A 19,540-nucleotide genomic window follows, 5' to 3' on the forward strand; every position below is an offset into this window, starting at 1 on the left:
AATCGCTTAGCGGGAGAATGAGCCATCGGGGACGGGGTCAAAATTGAACGCCGATTACCCCTGGCAGGGGGTCAAAATTGCATGCCGGTTCACATTATGTGAAGCGTTGAGCATTACCCGTAGCCACCGCAGCATGTAAAGAGCTGATCGCTCGCCTATCAAGGCATGGCATCAGATATGCCCCGGCGACGGCGTTTTGCACACGCGCTGAAGCTGGTTTGATATGTTTATATTGCGGCGCACCATTTTCTTGGCCCGCTTCTGGCTTTATGGCTGAAACTTCGCGATGAGGGCGCCTGTGACGTAAATTAGGTACCAACGGCGAGAAAGATGCGAAACACACCGATGCTCTGTTCCATCGGCGACGGGAAAACGTGGCCCGGTGCGGGGGTGGAATCCTAGTTCGAATTTCGAGGTACTTCGGTCATAACGTATGGCAACCGTCTCGGGGGGATCGTTTCAATAGTAGGTGCGCTTATTGGTGGGACATTCCCGGAAAAATCATAGCGATCCCATAGGCCTCAATTGTCCCACTTTTTTCTAAGTATCTGATTTTCCTATATGATGGGAGTCCGACCCTGGGCACCGTCCATGTTTGATATTATTGATTTTGTTTCCCCATGTGAGCTACACTCAAGTTTCAGTCGGGCTTAAAGTTTTTATCGGCACCTGTAATGCAGAAAAGGCTCTTTGCGCGAACTCACAGCGTTTCCCGATAGCGATAGCTTCTTGGGTCCGCCGTGTGGATGCTGAATGATGGAAACGCCAGCGCCTCGCTCGGGAAGTTCGCTGGTCTCAATCTGCACCCGGCCCCACCTTTTGCACTGATCGGGTTGGCCGTTAAGCCGCACAATCGAACAATCCAATTGCTTATCGGCGCCTAGAAACTCGCAAACATTCATCGTTTCGGACGTTTCTGGAATGCCGTTGATGTTTTCTTGGTAATTAAAGATAGCTATGGCATTGCTGGCCGCCACCTGGTCGGAGATGACGTGATGGTTTGTGAGTATGCACCCATTCCCGATGAAGAATCCCGTCCCGATCTTCTTTTTGGTTACCACCTTGCAAACTGAGCTTGCAGCGCTGATGCCAGCCTGTAGCCAAGCCAAATCGTGCAACGGGCTACGAAGTAATTGTGCCTCGAAGAGCTTATCGGGCGCTTCAAAATCGCATCGGTCCCCGTCAGAGGTTGACTGTGGTTGATCAGTCGGGACGGGCACATTTGCTAACTCACGTTCGAGGTAGGTGAGATAACCAAACAGCCATTTTAGGATATCGCCAATCCGATCGTCGTACGAAGAAGAATCAATCTCCCCGGCCACCCTGGCCATTTCCAAGTGGTTTAGCTTTGCCGACGACGCCAGCGCGGCGTTGGCTATAGATGCGGGCAGCCGTTCGCGGTTGCTTTTAGTGAGGTTGACCACTCTGTCCAATGCCGGCCGAAGCTGTGCTCGCTCGGCTAAGGCGCGAATTTCGGCAAAAATGTCAGGCAACGCCTCACCTCGCAGGTTTCATAAGAATTTCTCGATATGCCCAAATCACTAAATCGCCAAGGAGGCACATGCAGAGAAATAACATACCCACTCCCGTCGCCCAACACGGTAGGCCCCAAACAACAGGATTTATCGACCGTAGCGCAATCAAATAGACCGCGCCGAATGCCGGAACGAGAGCCAAAACGCCAATTAATGCCAGGAACCTTCCCACTCCATTGGCACGAAGGTAAAATCGCGCGGCCAAGACTATAGTTACATCAAAAATCACAACGGCCTCTACGAACGCGATTGTATACTCGCCTAGCTGCCTGCCATCAAGGACGAACGGGATCGCAAAAAGAAAAATCATGGCTAGCCCCGCACCTATGAAAGCCGCGTTTTCTGTATACCTCCACGCAAATGTCACAAGGCACAAAGAAAAGATCACATACGCCATTATAAATGCGATATAAAACTCTTCAGGAGCGGGCGCGACATAGAACTCACGTTCGTTATTTGTTTCTTTGACATCAAATCTCAACGCAATGATATTGTCTAAATTTTTTTCCGGTATATGCTTTAAATCGGCGGCAGCGAACATAAGGCAATATATTCCATCATCGCCGCAGGGCGGATACCACGTCCTCCAAGCCTGACTAGTCATAAGCACTTCTTCAGATGCGTTCTTAGAGAATTTATCCAGATATCTGTTGGTATTTACTTGATATTCTTTTATGAACTCGCCGACAGTTAACTCTCCCAACGATTGAAGGTAAATTTCCGGCACCTTTTGGAGCAACGCGATACTCGCTTCAAACCGCAATTTCTCATCTGCAGAACCAGCAACAGACTTAGACTCATCATATATAGTCGGAAAAGCGAAACAAGGCGCTACGCCAATCACATCATCTAAGGTCGAGTTGCTCAGCTGCGACGAAAGGAATGCTGCCTGCGTTCCTGGTTGAGGGGATTTCCGAATGATGGCTAGATTCTCAGCTCTACCAAATAACTCCTTCAAATGAGCTGTCCTAACCATACTGGCCGCACCATCATACGGCCTAATATTCCCTAAGGAACTCCGCACGTGGCGCGACAACTTATAGGCCAGTAAATCTATATTCAACAGAACGGACAACTGACACAATTTTGTATATTCATCAACATTCTCGATAAATGTTGACGCTAAACTAGAATCTCCGCTTCTCATAATTTTCAAGGCGAGCATGCCAGGCTCGTAATATATTCCCCCCCCACGATTGGTCATCCAAACGCAGTTCACGGCCCCAGCGGGTCTCGTCTCTTTGAAGAACTTCAATTTGCTTTTGCCTGAAAAGCAAAAGATAGTATTCATTATTGATTTCTCTAGCAAGTAGAGCCTCCAAGGCCGAAGTGTTAAGAGCTAAAATGCGCTGCTTTAATATAAGTCCCGACATAAGGGTCGGTAAATTGATTAAACAAATAACGATGACACTGAAAATAAGAAGTGGCTCTCGATTATAACAGCGCGTCTGCTCCGGTATCAGCGGGCGAATGTAACGCGACAACACGCAAACAGATACAAGCAAACTGATGAGGCAAGCCGGTGCGAGCCAACCTGGTAGTAGCGGAACGCTACTCTCCCGCACCGGTATGAAAATCGCCACGCCGCTCATGCAAAGAGTGGTTATAATAAAAATGAAGACTGCGAGGTGGATTTGGAGATGCCATGCTTGCGGTCTATTGCAGCGCAACCATCTATCCGACTTCTCGATGATCAGTCCGATCGCCCGCAGCATATTATTTCAAATTTACATGTTAAATTGATGTTCAAAAAGTAAGCTTGCAGAACTTGTGATATTGCGAAAGTAGGTGAACTCAACGCCATGATCGTAAAGCGCATCGATAAATTGTCTTTGACTAATGACTACAGGAACACGGATCAAACAATATGAAGGACGTTTAATTGGCATGCTGCCGCCAATTCGATCTAGACAGGTCTTCAGTTTAGATACATCAAGCGAGGGCCCCCAGACCTGGAACGTATTGTTACTAACGTTCGTTCTCGCTTCAACGCATGCGCCATCATGCAGGACCAATATGTGGTCGGCGATCGCCTCAATCTCGTGAATGTGCTGGGAACTCATGATTACCGCAGCCTGACGTCTCCCCTTTTTCGTAGCAATCTGTCGAATGTCATCGAGAAAGTCTTGTTGGCTGTTCACATCAAGATTTGCAAGCGGCTCGTCGAGAATGAACAGCCGCGAAAAAGGAATGCGGGCGAGCGCAAATTCGAAACGGAGACGATATCCCGTCGCTTATCTGCGCGCCAGATCAATTTGCTAACGGCAGCGTCTATCTAAGGGAATACAGCCTGGGAATTGCAGCATTTTTTCTTGTAAGCGCCGAATCGGCCTCGCCAAATCGGAAGGATCACTTTTTACAATACTCTCCTTTATATTAGCTATCTCCCGCCGAAGATATATTAGTTCGTCCTCCGACAAAGATTGTCTCGCGTCGTTCATCTTCTAAATACTTGATCCGAATGCAGCTAAATTCGTCATTCATGGCGTGAAGCATATGAGGCGTGCTGATCGACGAGCAAGACCGGCAACTTTTAGCAACGTACATCGTCCTAAATCAAAACGATCGCGGTCGTACTACGGTGCCGGGCTGCGACTGCGGCGTCGGTCGAATTCAGCGATAATTGCCGGCCCGACGCCAGGCAAGTGAATTACACGAACCGGAAATCGTTCCGTGGGCGCTACCAATGGGCCTATCAGTGAGGAACCGGTGGCGATGCCCATCACGCCTGGTTCCCCCAACGCCGTAACGGTGACCGCAAATGTCGCCAGTCCGGAGCCGATCTGACAATAATCATTCGCCCGAATAAGTAATAATACATAATGAATGGTCCGAACCCGGCCCTTGGATGCGCTGTTTGTGGAAGACTCTCGGGCCTCGCCGCCGGGGCACTGACGGCGGTCACTTACACAACAACACTGGATTAGGTAACGAACGATCGCAGTACTGGGCACCTCGAACACCCATGGCTATCCCAAACACCACGCGGACATCAGACGTTACATCAGCGGTCGTCATTTCATAAGTACCTCGATCTGCCAAATATTTTGAGCGCGCCTTCTCCCATTGAAATCGTTTACGCACGGCAGCGCAGTTAGCCAAAATTGAAAATGCTTCTTACAAAACAGTGTGGTCAAGATCTTCAGTTAGCCAAATCAACCCATTGATTTCCTTAGGCTGGTTCATTCCCTCCCTCTCCGCCGGATCCATCTGCGGCGCCCCATTTGCCGCACCGGCCCGAGAGGCCGCCCGTCAATTCTTCCAGAACTGAATGCCGTCGATGAAGCGTTTGATGGGGGGCTTGTCGGTCTTCGTGCCGGCATCCGCCTGACCGGCCTTATTGTCACCGGCCGGAGACGCGCTTCCCTCGGACGTCGAGGCGACTTGGGTGGCTGTCGCCTTCTTGCCCGGCAAGAGGTTGTTGAAGAAGCGGCTGACCGCGCTGCCTTTCGCCGGTGCCGGGGCCTCCGCGGGAACCCCGACGATTTCGCTCTTGAACGGAGCCTGGCGAAACGGAGAGCGCCCAGGCAACACCGGGATTGCGGCCACAATTTCCTTCTGCCGCGGTTTCACCGCTTCCGGACGCGGGGCGATGCTGATGACATCGGCGACCGGCGGCGGACGCCGCTCAGCCAGCACCGGCTTCTCCACGGCTGTCGCCTCGACCGGGGTTTGCTCCGGCTCGAGGCGCGGCTGAGCGAAGCCCGGGGTCTCGGCCGGTTGCAGCATGAATGGCATGAGATCCAGCGCCCCTTGGCCCGGCTGAGCGAGCGGGACGGTCTCGGCCGGGCGCGGCATGGTTACAGCGGGCGCGGCGCCCGCCTGCCACTGGCGCCACGATGCCACCTCTTGATCGCTTGCCGGCGGAAGCAAAGTATAGGGCACCGCTTTCGGCACGAGCGGCGCCGGCGGCGCTGCCTCCTGCTTGGCCTCTTTCTCGCCAGCCAGAGCCGGCAATTGCCAAAGCAGCATCACCGAGGCCGCGACAGCCAGCCCGTATTTGCAAGAGGTCGCGGTTGAACGAACCATGCGATGCTCCGTCGTCGATAACCGCAATAAAGGCCTCAAAAGCTGCGAATCCCTGGACGTCAATGATTCGATAATACGCAATGAAAATGGCAAAGCAGTGCCGGACCTCAAGCAAACTCACTGCGCCGTCTGTCCGCTTTTCCGCCAGCCCTCTCCGACGCCGGGCGCTAAGCCGATTGATGGGCTTTCGCCTGTATTGGTGTCGAAGCAACCTACATTGCGTCTCAGGCCTGGATGCCATTCGATCCGCGTCCTCTCTATCGCGGCGCGTTGCCCGATTCGCGATGTCGAAACCAGCTAAGGAAGACTGTCACTGGTGCAGGGCGCTTTGCCGATGGATCGTGCAGGGCAAAGGTGATCCCCTTGCTCCCGCCCCAAGGCGGCAAGGGCGGCGCCCGGCCTTGGCGGTAATTCCGCCCGTATTGTCAGACCTTGGGCGCGGGGCTTAACCGCCCGAAGCGATCTCGGCCAGCCGCCGCTTGGCGTCGGGATTGCCCAACTCCGCCGCCCGTTCGTACCATTTGCGGGCTTCGGCGAGATTGGGCGGGGGAGCGGAGCCCCTGGACGCGCCGGCATAGGCCGGGTCGTAGCTGCGCGCCAGGGCGAGCGCGCCTGCCGCGCTGCCATGGGTCGCCAGCTCCTCGAAAATGATGCGCGCGGCGGCGATGCCGCCCTGTTCCAGCACCTCCCGGCCCCGGGCCAGCAGCACGGCCTCGGCCTGCGGCGACAGCGGCTCCGCTTGCGGGCGGGTCTGCGCGGGCGGCTTCAGCGGCGTCTCGGGGCGGGGCGGAATGGCCGGGCCGACCGCGACGACCGGCTGGATCGGGCGCAAAGTGACCGGCACCGTCGTCTCGGCCAGCACGCGGTTGTTCGGGCCGATCAGGTGAAAACCGAGCTGAAACTGCGCGCTGGCGCCCGGCTTGGAAAGCAGCCGCAGCGTCGGAGCCTCGCGCAGCGGCACCACCCAGACCCGTCCCGTGGCCATGCCGGCCGAGACGCTGACGCCCTCGGGAATGTTGCGGATCAGGAGAAACGTGCCCTCTCCGGCGCCGGCCGCGCGCAGTTCGGCGGCGGACGGCAGAATCATGGCGATGGGCGCCTCGATGCCCGGTTCGGCGTCGATGGATTTCACCGAGAAGGTCAGGTTGCCGTCCGCGGCGAGGATGATCTGCCCCTCATGCCACGCCGCCAGCCCGGCAAGCTGCCCCGGCGTTGCCGGCGCGCTGGCCTGCGCGCTCCCGGCCAACGCCAGGATCATGCCCAGGCAGCACGCAACGGCCCGGCAGATCCGGCCGCCGCGTTCATATGCGTCAGTTGCTCCGCCCATGCTCACCCCCCCCGGTTCAAGCGCGAGGCAGCTAGCGGCGGGTGCGGGATTGCGTCTTCATGAACTCCTGGAACAAGGCCTCGCGCTCTTTCGCCGTCGTGATGCTGCCCGTCGCCAGCGGGTCGGCGGCGGCGATGCCGGTTTCCTTCAGCATCCGCTCGGCGATTTCGGAACGGGTCCAGCCGGGAACCGTCGCCGCCAGGTTGACGTCCTTCCATTTCTCATGGAACGGCCCGTCGCGGAGTTTGTGAAAATTCTTGAAGAAGCTGACGATGAATTTCTCGACGCGCAGATAGCGGTCCGTGCCTCTCGGCCAATTATAGACCGCCAGCAATTCCGGGACGGCGACGGTATTGATCGTCTCGCCCTCGGGGATGAGCTTGGGGTAATCCTTGTTGGTCAGCCGGCCGATGACATATTTGTCGGCAAAATTCTCGGCATATTGCGCGGTCGAGATGGACAGGAAATGGAAGCCGGCATCGGTCGGAGCCTTGGTGAAAGTGTCGCCGGGCTTGCCGACGACGCGCATGGTCGCGGCGACCTCGCCCTTCTTCATCATGTCGAGGCCGACGGCGAAATCGACCTTGAGCATCTCGACGTCGATGCCGAGTTCCTTCATCACGATCGGCACGGTCGTATGCGCGGCGTTGCCAGCGAGGCCGAGATTGACCTTCTTGCCCTTCAAATCCTGAATGGTGCGGATCTCCGGCCGCGCCAGAATATGCAGCTCGCTGTCGTAAAGCCGCGCCACGTAGCGGATGCGGTCCTTGATGTTGACCTTCAGCGATTGCTTGAGCGTGTCGAGGCTTTCCGACTTGGTCAGGGCGACGTCGACATTGCGCAGATAGAGCAGATCCTCGACATTGCCGACCGATCCTTGGGTCAACATCGGGATGATGCGCAGATTGTCGCCATCCGCGAGCACCTTCGAAATTTCCTCGGCGAGCGTCGGATAGGCGCCGCCGAGCTGGCCGCAGGCAAGCCCGACCGTGCCGGCATTCTTGCGTTCCTTGATGGCGTTTTCCGCCGCGACGGCCGGATCGACACGCGGCGTCTGTGAGTATCCGCCACTGATTCCCCAGATGGTTACCATGGCAAACAGCGTCAGAATGCGCAGGACGTGCCCCATATTCATCTCCTACAAGCCATAAGTAGGGACAATTAGAAGACAGTGATTTCTTATTCAAGACATTAATTGCGGTGCGCATTGGTGTGGACTCATCAAGTCTAAGAAAATACTCAGAATTAACTCAGACTACTGTCTTACCGACCATGGTCGGATTTGGATCTACCCGGGTCGAAGCCGATCGCCCGCCGCGCGAATCAGTGCTTTGCGATTGCGGAACCCGATCAGCCGGCCGATGCTGCTGCTGATCTTTACAGAAAGCGGGCGGAGCGACCGGAATGAACAGAGCAGCGGATCTCTTGGCGCGCCGGCTCTATGAGGCGGGCTGCCGCCACGCCTTCGGGATGCCGGGCGGCGAGGTGCTGACGCTCGTCGATGCGCTGATCGCGGCCGGCATCGCGTTCGTGCTCTGCAAGCATGAGAACGCCGCCGGCTTCATGGCCGAGGGCACTTTCCACCGCACCGGCGCGCCCGGCATCCTGGTCGCAACGGTCGGGCCGGGCGCGGCGAACGGCGTCAATGTCGTCGCCAACGCGCTGCAGGACCGGGTGCCGCTGCTGGTCCTCACCGGCTGCGTCGACGCCGATGAGGCGCTGACTTATACGCATCAAGTCTTCGACCACCGCGCGCTGTTCGGGCCGGTCACCAAGGCCACATTTACACTGACGCCCGATGGCGCCGACATCATCGCCGACAAGGCCGTCGCCATCGCCATGGGCGAGCGGCCGGGGCCGGTGCATATCGACGTGCCGATTTCGGTCGCGGACGCCGTCGTCGCCGAGCCGCTGCGGTCGCGCCATCGGCCGGTGTCGCCCGTCGCGCCGGCCGAGGGCGAGGCGCTGGCCACTGCCCGGCAATGGCTGGGCGAAGCGAAGCGCCCTGTCATCCTCGCCGGCCTCGATGTGCTGAACCATGGCGCCTCGGACGAGCTGCGCCGCTTCGCCGAGCGGTTCGGCGTGCCGGTCGTCACCAGCTACAAGGCCAAGGGCGTCATCGCCGAGGATCATCCGCTCGCCATGGGCGGCGCGGGTCTGTCGCCGCTCGCCGACACCATCCTGCTGCCGCTGTTCCGCGAGTCCGATCTCATCCTGGCGGTCGGTTACGACCCGATCGAGATGCGCGTCGGCTGGCGCGATGCCTGGAACCCGGAGACGCAGCGCGTCGTCGAATTCGCGGCTGCCGAGAACCGCCATTACATGCATCATTCGACGCTCAGCTTCATTTGCGATGTCGGCGCGGGGCTCGCCGCGCTGGCCAAGGGCGTCGAACCGGCGGCGACATGGGCCGGCGGGCGGGCGCTCGACGTCCGCCAGCAGCACAAGGATGCCTTCGCCTCCAACGGCGAATGGGGACCGGCCGCCATCGTCGATGCCGTCCGCAGGATCTTCCCGCGCAACGCCACTGCGACCGTCGATTCCGGGGCGCACCGGATCCTGCTCAGCCAGCTCTGGGAGAGCTACGAGCCGCGCGGCATCCTGCAATCGACGGCGCTCTGCACCATGGGCTGCGCCCTGCCGCTCGCCATGGGGGCGCGCATCGCCGACCCGTCGCGGCCGGTGGTCGCCTTTACCGGCGACGCCGGATTGCTGATGGTGCTCGGCGAATTGGCGACGCTCGCCGAACTCAAGCTGCCGGTCACCGTCGTCGTCTTCGTCGATGCCTCACTGACGCTGATCGAGATGAAGCAGCGCACCCGGCAATTGCCGAACGCCGCGGTCGATTTCGGGCATTTCGACTTCGCGGCCATCGCGCAGGCGATGAGCGGCGAGGGCGAAACCGTCTCGGACACGCCCGCGCTGGAAGCCGCGCTCGAGCGTGCCCTCGCCCGGACCGACCGCTTCACCATCATCGCCGCGCAGATCGACCGCCAGTCCTATGACGGGCGCATCTGAGCGCTCCTCGCCGCGCCGGGCGTCTGGACATCGCGCGCGGAGACCCCAAATCAAAGGAAGCATGGGTAGGAGCGGTCTGATGCATGGGATGCGGTTTTGAGGGGTTCGCCGTCGCGCCGGGAGGCGCTGCAAATTTTGGCGGGCGGTGCGCTGGGTTGCGCGCTCGCCTCCGAGCCATCGCCGGCGGCCGAGCCTAAGGCTGCTCCGAAGCCCTTCGACACCGCCCTGCTCGACGGCGCGGTCCAGAACGCCCGCAAACTGGATCAGCTTCACAGCCTCATCATTGCGCGCGGCGGGGAGATCGCATTCGCCGAGGCTTTTCGCGGTCCGCGGCTCGGTCAGACCGTCAACATCAAATCCGTCTCGAAATCCTTCGTCGCCGCGCTGACTGGCGCGGCCATCGATCGCGGCGTGCTCAAGGGCGTGGATCAACCTCTCGGCGAGGTCGCGCCGGGCCTCATTCCCAAAGACGCCGATCCGAAAGTGCATCAGCTCACCGTCGCGCAACTCCTGACCATGCAGGCCGGTCTGGAGCGCACATCCGGGCCGAATTACGGGCGCTGGGTCGAGAGCCGGAATTGGGTCGCCTTCGCCCTGACCCAGCCCTTCGCCGCCGAGCCCGGCGAGCGGATGCTCTATTCGACCGGCAGCTACCATGTGCTCGGCGCGCTGCTCGCCAAAGCGTCCGGCAGGACGCTGCTGACGCTCGCCCGCGACTGGATCGGCGACACGCTGGACATCGAGATCCCGGCCTGGCGGCGCGACCCGCAGGGTTTCTATCTCGGCGGCAACGACATGACGCTGTCGCCGCTCGGCTTGCTGCGCTTCGGCGAAGCGCACCGGCTCGGCGGGCAATGGAACGGCACGCGGGTGCTGAGCGAAAAATGGATCCAGGACGCCTGGACGCCGCGCACGCACTCGCCCTTCTCCGGCGACGATTACGGCTATGGCTGGTTCATCGCCAGCGCGGGCGAGCGCAAGCTTTTCTACGCGCGCGGCTATGGCGGTCAGATGATCTACATCGTGCCTTCGCTCGACATGACCGTCGTCGTCACCTCCGACCCGAACCGGCCCGCCCGATCGGACGGCTATGTCGGCCAGCTCAAGAGCATCCTGACGGGCGAGATCATCCCCGCCGCCGTCTAACCGGCGGCCGCCCGCGCGGTCACGTTCGGAATGCAGTTCGCTGACTTACTGCGACAGATTGAGCCGAGCCGGGTGCCTACCGTTTCGGCTTGCAGCAGGGTGTGATGAATTTTTAGGCACGCAATTCTTGTCATCCCCGCGAAGGCGGGAATCCAGTACTCCGCAGCATCTCCGGCATTTACTGGCCCGGCACTTTCGCGCGGCGGACAAACAGGCGGCGAGGCGCATTGATGTCCACCTGAATCGCGCCCGCTTTGGCCTTGACAGCCGCGTCAGCCCGGCTAGCGTTTCATGCCAAGCCGAATTCGAATTGTGATGTCGGATCGCCGAATCCGGAGGGATAGCGGAATTGTGAGTCAATCGAGCATGATGGCTGAGGCCACCCCGCTACTCGATGTCGAGTCCCTGTCGATCCGCTTCGGGCCATCGGCGCCCGCGCTCGTCGACAACCTCTCCTTTTCCCTCAAGCCGGGCGAAACGCTCTGCCTCGTCGGCGAATCCGGCTGCGGCAAGTCGCTGACGGCGCTCGCTTTGATGGGCCTGCTGCCGACGCGGGCGCAGCCGTCGGGCCGGGCGCGGTTCGAGGGCCGCGACCTGCTCACCCTCCCCGCGCGCCAGATGCAGGATCTGCGCGGCGACCGGATGGCGATGATCTTCCAGGAGCCGATGACCTCGCTCAATCCAGCCTTCCGCATCGGCGACCAGATCGGCGAAAGCATCGTCCGCCATCGCGGCGCGTCGCGCTCCGAGGCGCGCAAGCTGGCGCTCGACATGCTGCGCAAGGTCCGCATTCCCGCCGCCGAAAAACGGCTCGACGCCTATCCGCATCAACTTTCGGGCGGGATGCGCCAGCGCATCATGATCGCCGTGGCGCTCGTCAACGAGCCGGACCTCTTGATCGCCGACGAACCGACCACCGCGCTCGACGTCACCATCCAGGCGCAGATTTTGGCGCTGATGCGCGAATTGCAGCGCGCGGCGGGCATGGCGATGATCCTCGTCACCCACGATCTCGGCGTCGTCGCCGAGGTGGCCGACCGGGTCGCCGTGATGTATGCGGGCCGCATCGTCGAGACCGGCACGGCGCGCGACCTGTTCGACGATCCGCAGCACCCCTACACGCTCGGGCTGATCGGCTCGCTCCCCTCGCTCGGACGGCGCGAGGGACGGCTGGCGACCATCCCCGGCTCGGTGCCGCCGCCCGACCGCTTTCCGGCCGGCTGCCGCTTCGCCACGCGCTGCCCCTTCGCCGACGCCCGCTGCTGGACCGAGACGCCGCCGCTCACCGGCATCGGCGCGGCCGGACACCGCGCGGCCTGCTTCAAGGCGCCCATCGAGGCAAACGCCGGAGGGCTCGCGGCATGACGGCGGACGCCAGCACCGACATCATTCTCGACGCGCGCAACCTCACCCGCTATTTCGGCGGCGGCTACCGCTTTCCTTTCGGCGAGATGCCGCTGATCCGCGCCGTGGACGGCGTCTCGCTCTCGGTCCGGCGCGGCGAGACCTTTGCCATCGTCGGCGAATCCGGCTGCGGGAAATCGACGCTCGCCCGGCTGATCCTGCGGCTGATCGAGCCGACCGGCGGCAGCGTGCGCTTCGAGGGCCGCGAGATCACCGGCACGCCGCCCGAGGCCATGCGCCGCCTCCGCCGCGACATGCAGATCATCTTCCAGGACCCGTTCGGCTCGCTCAACCCGCGCATGACCGTCGGCGCTCTGATCGGCGAGCCGCTGTCGGTGCACGGCATCGCCTCGGGCCGCGAGCGCGACGCCCGCGTGCGCGAGATGCTGCGCCTCGTCGGCCTGCGCCCCGACCACGCCGGACGCTATCCGCATGAATTCTCCGGCGGCCAGCGCCAGCGCATCGGCATTGCCCGGGCGCTCGCGACACGCCCGCGCCTCTTGATTGGCGACGAGCCGGTTTCGGCTCTCGACGTCTCGATCCGCGCCCAGGTCATCAACCTGCTCGAAGACCTGAAGGCCCAGCTCGGCCTGACGCTGATCCTCGTCGCGCACGACCTCGCCGTGATCCGCCACACCTCCGACCGCATCGCCGTGATGTATCTCGGCGAGATCGTCGAGATCGCGGACCGCGACAGCCTGTTCGAGACGCCGCGCCACCCCTATACGCGCTCGCTGATCGACGCCATTCCGGTGCCGGTTCCCGGCGCGCGCGCCGCCCGGACGCTGCTCCAGGGCGATCCGCCGAGCCCGGCCGCGCCGCCGCCCGGCTGCCGTTTTCACACGCGCTGCGTCTATGCAAAAGACATCTGCCGCACCGACCGCCCCGCGCTGCGCGACATCGCGTCCGGACACCGTGTCGCGTGCCATCTGGCCGGGGAATTGCAGGCGCACACGCTGCCCGCCGCATTGGAAACGGTCAGCGCGGCGCGCCAGCGGCGGGTGGCATTGTTCGCCGGGGCGCAGGGAATTCCAGCCTCGAATGCCTAAATCGAAGGAAGGGGACTAATATGAGTGCAAAGCACGGGCGCACGGCCTTCGCCGCGCTTCTTCTCGCCGCCGTGCTCGGTGCGGCGCCAGCCATTGCTGCCGATCTGCGCATCGGCCTGCAGGAAGATCCTGACATGCTCGACCCGCATGAGGCGCGCACCTTCGTCGGCCGCATCGTCTTCAACGCGCTCTGCGACAAGCTGGTCGACAGCAACGACAAGCTGGAGATCGTGCCTCGCATCGCCACGAGCTGGAATTTTTCCGCCGACGGCAAGACGCTGACCATGAAGATCCGCGAGGGCGTCAAATTCCACGACGGTACCACGCTCGACGCCGCCGCCGTGAAGGCCAATATCGACCGCGCCCGCACCCTGGCGACCAGCCTGCGCAAGAGCGAGCTAGGATCGGTCGCCAAAGTCGAAGCCCCCGATCCGACGACCGTCGTGTTCACGCTGAACGCGCCCGATGCGCCGCTCCTAGCCCAGCTCTCCGACCGCGCCGGGATGCTGCTCTCGCCGGCCAGCTTCGACAAGCCGGTCGCGCCCAATCCGGTCTGCTCCGGCCCCTATAAATTCGTCGAGCGCGTGCAGAACGACCGCATCGTCCTCACCCGCTTCAAGGACTATTACGACGCCGACAAATATACGGTCGACAATGTCACCTTTCGCATCATCCCGGATTCGACGGTGCGGCTCGCCAATCTGCGCTCCGGCCAGCTCGACATGATCGAGCGTCTGGCGCCGAGCGACATCAAGGCGGCCAAAGCCGATCCCAAGCTGAATGTGGTCTCCATCGCGGGCCTCGGCTATCAGGGCATCACCATCAATCTCGGCAATGGCGAGCGCGCCAAGACGCCGCTCGGCATGGACAAGCGCGTGCGCCAGGCCTTTTCGCTCTCGCTCGACCGCGACGCCATCAATCAGGTCGTCTTCGAGGGCGTGATGGCGCCGTCGGCGCAGCCGTTCCCGCCCGCCAGCCCCTATCACGACAAGAACTTCCCGACGCCCAAGCGCGACGTCGCCAAGGCCAAGGAACTGCTGAAGGCGGCCGGCGCGGAGAAGGTCAGCTTTGAAATGCTGGTCGCCAATTCGACGCAGGAGCAGCAGCTCGCCCAGGTCATCCAGGCCATGGCCTCCGAGGTCGGCATCGACGTCAAGATCAAGTCGACCGAATTCGCCACCATCTTCAAGGTGCAGATGGCGGGCGACTTCCAGTCGACGCTGCTGCAATGGTCGGGCCGCGTCGATCCGGACGGCAATGTCCACCAGTTCATGACCACAGGCGGCAGCGTCAACGATCCGAAATTCTCCAATGCCGAGGTCGACAAGGCGCTGAACACGGCGCGCGGCGTCTACGACGTCGCCGAGCGGCAGAAGCTCTATGCGGCGGCCGAGAAGATCACGCGGGAGGAGCTGCCGATCATCTACCTCTTCCATCGAGCATGGACCTGGGCGATCGACAAGAAAGTCACCGGCTTCGAGCCGAACCCGGACGGCATGATCCGGCTCGCCGGCGTCAAGGTCAATTGATCCCGGCAGCCGCCTCTTTCCGATCCGCGGCAAGAGGCGGCTGCCCCATCGCTCCGCTCGCCTGAGGCATCCCCCTATGTGGTCGCTGATCCTCAACCGCATCCTGGTCGCCGTCCCGACGCTGCTGCTCGTGACGCTTTTCGTCTTCGCGTTGCAGCGGCTCTTGCCGGGCGATCCGCTGCTCACCATGGCGGGCGAGGAGCGCGATCCGGCGGTGCTGGAGCATTTGCGCCATCTCTACGGCTTCGACCGTCCGCTGCCGGTGCAATTCGTCATCTGGCTGCGCGAAGTGGCGGCCGGCAATTTCGGCGCCTCGCTCCGCACCGGCGAGCCTGTGCTCAAACTCATCGGCCAGACGCTGCCGGTGACGGTGCAACTCGCCACCGCCTCGATCCTGATCGCGATGCTGATCGGCATTCCGATGGGCGTGCTGTCGGCGGTGCGCAAGGGAAGCTGGGTCGACTACCTCGCCAACATCATCTCGCTGACCGGCCTCTCCATCCCGCATTTCTGGCTCGGCATCATCCTGATCCTGGTCGTCTCGGTGGAGCTGCAATGGCTGCCCGCCTCGGGCTATGCCTCCGTCTTCGACGATCCGGTCCGGGCCTTGCAGACGACGATCATGCCGGCCTTCGTGCTGGGCTCGGGCCTCGCTGCGACGTTGATGCGGCACACGCGCTCGGCCATGCTCGAAGTGCTGGGCCTCGACTATATCCGCACGGCGCGCGCCAAGGGCCTCTTGCCCCGCGCGGTGATCCTGAAGCACGCTTTCCGTAACGCGCTGGTGCCCATCGTCACGCTGTCGACGCTGCTGTTCGGCCAGCTCCTGGCGGGCGCGGTGCTGACGGAGCAGGTCTTCACCATCCCCGGCTTCGGCAAGCTGATCGTCGATGCCGTTTTCAACCGCGATTACGGCGTCGTGCAGGGCGTCGTGCTATGCACCGCCATCGCCTTCATCGGCCTCAACCTCTTCGCCGATGTCCTCTACATCCTCACCAACCCGCGCATGAGGAGCTGATGGACGCCCAGGACACCGCATTCGCGGCGCTCACGCCCGAGGAAGCCATCGCCCCGAAAAAGAACCGCGTCGCGGCGAAATTCTTCGGCAATACGCGGGCCATCATCGGCTGCGTGCTGGTCGGGACATTCCTGCTGATCGCGCTGCTGGCCCCGCTGATCGCGCCCTACGATCCCAACAAGACCAATTTCCTCGCCGTGCGGCAGGCACCGTCCGCCGTCTACTGGCTCGGCACCGACGAGATCGGCCGCGATATCCTCTCGCGCGTCATGTATGGCGGCATCGCCTCGCTGTATGCCGGCGTCGTGGCGGTGCTGATCGCGCTCGCCATCGGGTTGCCGGTGGGGCTGGCGGCGGGCTGGTTCGGCGGCTGGACCGATGCGCTGATCAGCCGGGCGACGGACGCGCTGCTCGCCGTGCCGTTCCTGATCCTCGCGATCGCGCTGGCGGCGGCACTCGGGCCGTCGCTCACCAATGCGATGATCGCCATCGGCCTGTCGCAGGTGCCGATCTTCGTGCGGCTGACGCGCGGGCAGGTGCTCTCGGTGAAGGCGGAGGATTTTGTCGAGGGCGCGCGGGCGGTGGGCGTGCCCAATCTGCTGATCCTCGCCCGCCACATCACGCCGAACATCACCGCGCCGCTCTTGGTGCAGGCGACCTTGACCACGGCGACCTCGATCATCGCGGAAGCGAGCCTGTCCTTCCTTGGCCTGGGCCAGCAGCCGCCCGCGCCCTCCTGGGGCTCGATGCTGAATACGGCGAAGAATTTCCTCGAGCAGGCGCCCTGGATGTCGCTATCGCCCGGTATCGCGATCTTCCTCGTGGTGCTCGGCTTCAACCTGCTCGGCGACGGCCTGCGCGACGCGCTCGACCCGCGCGAGGAGTGAGGGCTTCAGTCCAGGCTGCGCTGGTAGGAGGTGGGGGTGATGCCGGTCGCCTTGCGGAAGGCGGTGGTGAAGGAGCTCGTCTCGCTGAAGCCGAGCTTGAAGCCGATCTCGGTGACGCTGGAATCGGATTTCGCCAGCAGCCATTTGGCGCGCTCGATGCGCAGCCGGCTGTGATAGCGATGCGGCGAGATGCCGAAGGATTGCTTGAAGGCGCGGCAGAAATGGCAAAGGCTGAGCCGGGCGATCTGCGCCAGCGTGCCGACCGGGATCTGCTCGGCCAGATGCGCTTCGATATGGGCGGCGACCGCGCGCTGCTGCCAGGCGGCGAGCCCGCCGCGGATCTGCGGCTCGACATGCGGCGCGCCGCGATTGAGCCGCACCAGCTCATGCATCAGCACTGCGCCGAGCGCTTCGAAATAGAGCCGGTCGAGCGGACCTGAACTCTCGAGCACGCTTTTCAGCTTCAGCGCGGTTTCCCGCAAGGTCGGGTCTTCGAAAAACAGCCGCTGGGCGAAGCGCATGTCGACCACGCCGCTCGCGGGGTGAAACTGCGGATTGGCGGGGTCGAGGTAAAAATAGGTGAGGCGGGTCAGGGTGCGCGGCTCCTGCCATTCGTGATAGCGGTGCCCGGCGGGGACGAAGGTGAGCTTGCGGGAGAAATCGCGGAGCGTCGAGGGTGGCATGCCTTCGACATAGGTTTCCCCCGCAATGCGCGCGCCCCGCTCATAGACCACGAGCAGATGCACCGGCGCGTGAAACCGGTGCTCGATGCGGTCGAGGCTGGTGGTCTGCACGAATTCCGCTGCCAGGCCGTGCGCGGTCATCACCCGGCGCTCGGCGATGTCGGGCGGCGAAATCTCCACGGCGTAGCGCGAAACGTCGGCCGCCGGAGCGGGCTGCCGGCGCCGTCCGTCGATCCACTCGTCCCGATAGTCTTCCAAAAACGCCATGCTTAAGTATTCGTAAATAGTTGACGCTGCGAATCTACCCCTTGCGGGCGAACCAACACGCCGGCCTCGAATGATCGGCGCGGCTGCCCGGAGCAATTGGGCAGATGACTAAGGATTGCGTGCTTTCGAAATCACAAAGTGACAAAGGTGCGTCAAGCAGTGCCATTTGGCCAGTCCACGGCACGAACTAAGGGCAACATGGCAGAAACTTAGCGCCAAATGCTCAATTTGTATAACATGGCCGGCGGGTAAGTGAGTGTTGTGGCCTAAAAAATCCGCCTCGATAGCTAACAACCAGTGGAGCCTTGGAATGCTTAGTGTTGGGAAGTCGGTTTTGACGGCAGCTTTGATAGCATCCGCCTTCAGCATCCCCGCATCCGCGAAATCCCGCTATGACACGGTCACGGTCACAGGCGACTTCCGGGATCAGCGCATTACGGCGCCGGTGCGCCATTCCGAACTCGGCGGCAGTGAAGTCCGCCTGCCCGGGGGCGGCTGGATCGATTGCGGCGGCGATTGCCGCAGCGCACTGAAAGACGCGACCTTCGATTTCTGGAACATCCAGGAAGATGAGGATGGCGGCGGCGGTGGCGGTGGCCGCTGAAGCAGCGGAGGCCGAGTTTGCAATGGGGCTGCCGGTCGATGCCGGCGGCCCAAATTTTGCGTTGAGACGGCGCGCGACCGAAAAGACGACGATCAGCGCAGAGGTCAGTAGCCGAGCAGGAACGGATTGACGCCGCCGCGCTTGAACGCGGTTTCCCGCATCAGAAGATCGAGGCCGAGGCTGGCGACGTCGTCCGCGACGATGTCGGCGTCGGGGTCTTTTTCATGATGCAGGAGCTTCACATAGCGATGGCATGAGCCGCAGGTCTCGGCCTGCACGATGGCCTTGCTGCCCTCGATCTCCTGATAGGAGATGCCCTTGGTCGAGCCGCATATGGTGCATTTGACGCGGACATAGTTCCACAGCGTGCCGCAAAGCGCGCACCCGCAATAGCGCGCCCCATGCGATCCGAGCCAGCCCACCACCATCGAGGCCGCCGGCGGATAGCCGCAAGTCGGGCAGGCGCCATCGCCGACAGGCACCAGCGAGGCCGGATCGAGCTGGGCGGCCAGCGCCGCGAAATGCACCTGCAGCGCGGCGGCGACGAAGCTGTGCTCGGCCAGCATTTCGTCCGCCGGGGTGGTCGCAAGGACATATTGGATCATCGCCTCGCGCTCCAGATCTCCGGCGAGGAGAACATGGTCGAGCGCGTCGGCCGCCGCGTCGGGCATGTCGAGCGCCACGGCGATCTCCAGGAAGCGGTCGAGCGCGGGCCTGAGAGTGGCGGCGGAGACCATGCGCTCGCGGTCGATCGGCGGCATGGCGTTTTCACGCGCACGGCCGAGGAATTCGGCGGCGGGAAGCGCCGGCAGGGGCAGATCGGTGATGACGCCGTGCTGGACGTCGGCGATGCCGGCGAGGAAGGCGAGATAGGGTTTCAGGTCGTGCGTCCGGGCCAGCCATCGGAGCCGCTCGGCGCGGGCGGTGAAGAGCTTTTTCGGATCGGGCAAACGGGCGAATGCGGGCGCTGCGGTTTCGCCGATCGGAACCCCTTCTTGCATCATCGGCCGCTGTTCCGCCATGCGCCTTCACTCCTCGCGCCGC

17 protein-coding genes are annotated in these 19,540 nt (G+C 62.1%); 9 read left to right on the forward strand and 8 right to left on the reverse strand.

Translation table 11 applies throughout. From position 1 onward, the window contains the following. Window positions 1–659: 659 nt before the first annotated feature. Genes BLEFHOIH_RS16370 through BLEFHOIH_RS26745 form a run of 3 tightly spaced genes read right to left on the reverse strand, consistent with a single transcriptional unit; the run spans window position 660 to window position 3,250 of the window. Window positions 660–1,493, reverse strand: a complete 834-nt coding sequence (locus BLEFHOIH_RS16370; RefSeq protein ID WP_125461751.1) for a serine protease — start codon at window positions 1,491–1,493, stop codon at window positions 660–662. A gap of 4 nt (window positions 1,494–1,497) precedes the next feature. Continuing rightward, entirely contained in the window at window positions 1,498–2,700 is a 1,203-nt protein-coding gene (locus BLEFHOIH_RS26305; protein ID WP_125461752.1) for a hypothetical protein, read from the reverse strand. Further along, window positions 2,663–3,250 carry a hypothetical protein gene (locus tag BLEFHOIH_RS26745; protein ID WP_140421881.1) on the reverse strand — a complete coding sequence of 196 codons (588 nt, stop codon included), beginning with the start codon at window positions 3,248–3,250 and terminating at the stop codon, window positions 2,663–2,665. The genes BLEFHOIH_RS26305 and BLEFHOIH_RS26745 overlap by 38 nt, the downstream gene beginning before the upstream one ends. A gap of 288 nt (window positions 3,251–3,538) precedes the next feature. Here BLEFHOIH_RS26745 and BLEFHOIH_RS16380 point away from each other — a divergent pair, with 288 nt between their 5' ends. Further along, window positions 3,539–3,814: a hypothetical protein gene (locus BLEFHOIH_RS16380; protein ID WP_088347104.1), complete on the forward strand. Its 276-nt coding sequence runs from the start codon at window positions 3,539–3,541 to the stop codon at window positions 3,812–3,814. Between the two features lie 973 nt (window positions 3,815–4,787). Here the strand turns inward: BLEFHOIH_RS16380 and BLEFHOIH_RS16385 are convergent. From BLEFHOIH_RS16385 to BLEFHOIH_RS16395, 3 genes are all read right to left on the reverse strand, one after another. Next, window positions 4,788–5,507: a hypothetical protein gene (locus tag BLEFHOIH_RS16385; RefSeq protein WP_125461753.1), complete on the reverse strand. Its 720-nt coding sequence runs from the start codon at window positions 5,505–5,507 to the stop codon at window positions 4,788–4,790. Window positions 5,508–6,009: 502 nt separating this feature from the next. Beyond that, window positions 6,010–6,822 (reverse strand): SEL1-like repeat protein, encoded by an 813-nt coding sequence (locus BLEFHOIH_RS16390; protein WP_088347106.1) that lies wholly within the window; start codon window positions 6,820–6,822, stop codon window positions 6,010–6,012. Between the two features lie 100 nt (window positions 6,823–6,922). Then, a complete protein-coding gene (locus BLEFHOIH_RS16395; protein WP_170937200.1) occupies window positions 6,923–8,020 on the reverse strand; it encodes a TAXI family TRAP transporter solute-binding subunit in 1,098 nt (365 codons plus the stop codon). 275 nt (window positions 8,021–8,295) lie between these two features. On the opposite strand from BLEFHOIH_RS16395, the gene BLEFHOIH_RS16400 reads away from it, so the two are divergent. The 7 genes from BLEFHOIH_RS16400 (at window position 8,296) to BLEFHOIH_RS16430 (ending at window position 16,942) form a co-directional block, all read left to right on the forward strand. Next, window positions 8,296–9,909 (forward strand): thiamine pyrophosphate-binding protein, encoded by a 1,614-nt coding sequence (locus BLEFHOIH_RS16400; protein ID WP_088347108.1) that lies wholly within the window; start codon window positions 8,296–8,298, stop codon window positions 9,907–9,909. A 96-nt stretch (window positions 9,910–10,005) separates the two neighbouring features. After that, window positions 10,006–11,055 (forward strand): serine hydrolase, encoded by a 1,050-nt coding sequence (locus BLEFHOIH_RS16405; RefSeq protein WP_210191592.1) that lies wholly within the window; start codon window positions 10,006–10,008, stop codon window positions 11,053–11,055. 369 nt (window positions 11,056–11,424) lie between these two features. Then, entirely contained in the window at window positions 11,425–12,420 is a 996-nt protein-coding gene (locus BLEFHOIH_RS16410) for an ABC transporter ATP-binding protein (RefSeq protein WP_245297047.1), read from the forward strand. Next, window positions 12,417–13,508, forward strand: coding sequence for an oligopeptide/dipeptide ABC transporter ATP-binding protein (locus BLEFHOIH_RS16415; protein WP_088347110.1), 1,092 nt, complete (start codon window positions 12,417–12,419; stop codon window positions 13,506–13,508). Before BLEFHOIH_RS16410 ends, BLEFHOIH_RS16415 begins: the two co-directional genes overlap by 4 nt. Window positions 13,509–13,528: 20 nt before the next feature. Beyond that, window positions 13,529–15,037, forward strand: a complete 1,509-nt coding sequence (locus BLEFHOIH_RS16420) for an ABC transporter substrate-binding protein (protein ID WP_088347111.1) — start codon at window positions 13,529–13,531, stop codon at window positions 15,035–15,037. Between the two features lie 76 nt (window positions 15,038–15,113). Next, a complete protein-coding gene (locus BLEFHOIH_RS16425) occupies window positions 15,114–16,055 on the forward strand; it encodes an ABC transporter permease (protein WP_088347112.1) in 942 nt (313 codons plus the stop codon). Further along, the gene (locus BLEFHOIH_RS16430; protein ID WP_088347113.1) at window positions 16,055–16,942 is read left to right on the forward strand and encodes an ABC transporter permease; all 888 of its coding nucleotides are present in this window, start codon (window positions 16,055–16,057) and stop codon (window positions 16,940–16,942) included. Before BLEFHOIH_RS16425 ends, BLEFHOIH_RS16430 begins: the two co-directional genes overlap by 1 nt. Before the next feature lie 5 nt (window positions 16,943–16,947). On the opposite strand, the gene BLEFHOIH_RS16435 is transcribed toward BLEFHOIH_RS16430, so the two are convergent. Next, entirely contained in the window at window positions 16,948–17,892 is a 945-nt protein-coding gene (locus tag BLEFHOIH_RS16435; protein WP_088347114.1) for an AraC family transcriptional regulator, read from the reverse strand. A 334-nt stretch (window positions 17,893–18,226) separates the two neighbouring features. Here BLEFHOIH_RS16435 and BLEFHOIH_RS16440 point away from each other — a divergent pair, with 334 nt between their 5' ends. Next, complete coding sequence (locus BLEFHOIH_RS16440) at window positions 18,227–18,496, forward strand: hypothetical protein (protein WP_125461754.1); 270 nt, start codon at window positions 18,227–18,229, stop codon at window positions 18,494–18,496. 104 nt (window positions 18,497–18,600) lie between these two features. Here BLEFHOIH_RS16440 and fdhE read toward each other — a convergent pair whose 3' ends face one another. Beyond that, window positions 18,601–19,518, reverse strand: coding sequence for a formate dehydrogenase accessory protein FdhE (gene fdhE, locus BLEFHOIH_RS16445; RefSeq protein WP_088347116.1), 918 nt, complete (start codon window positions 19,516–19,518; stop codon window positions 18,601–18,603). Window positions 19,519–19,540 lie beyond the last annotated feature (22 nt).

Source organism: Rhodomicrobium sp. R_RK_3 (assembly GCF_002198715.1).
GTDB lineage: Bacteria > Pseudomonadota > Alphaproteobacteria > Rhizobiales > Rhodomicrobiaceae > R-RK-3.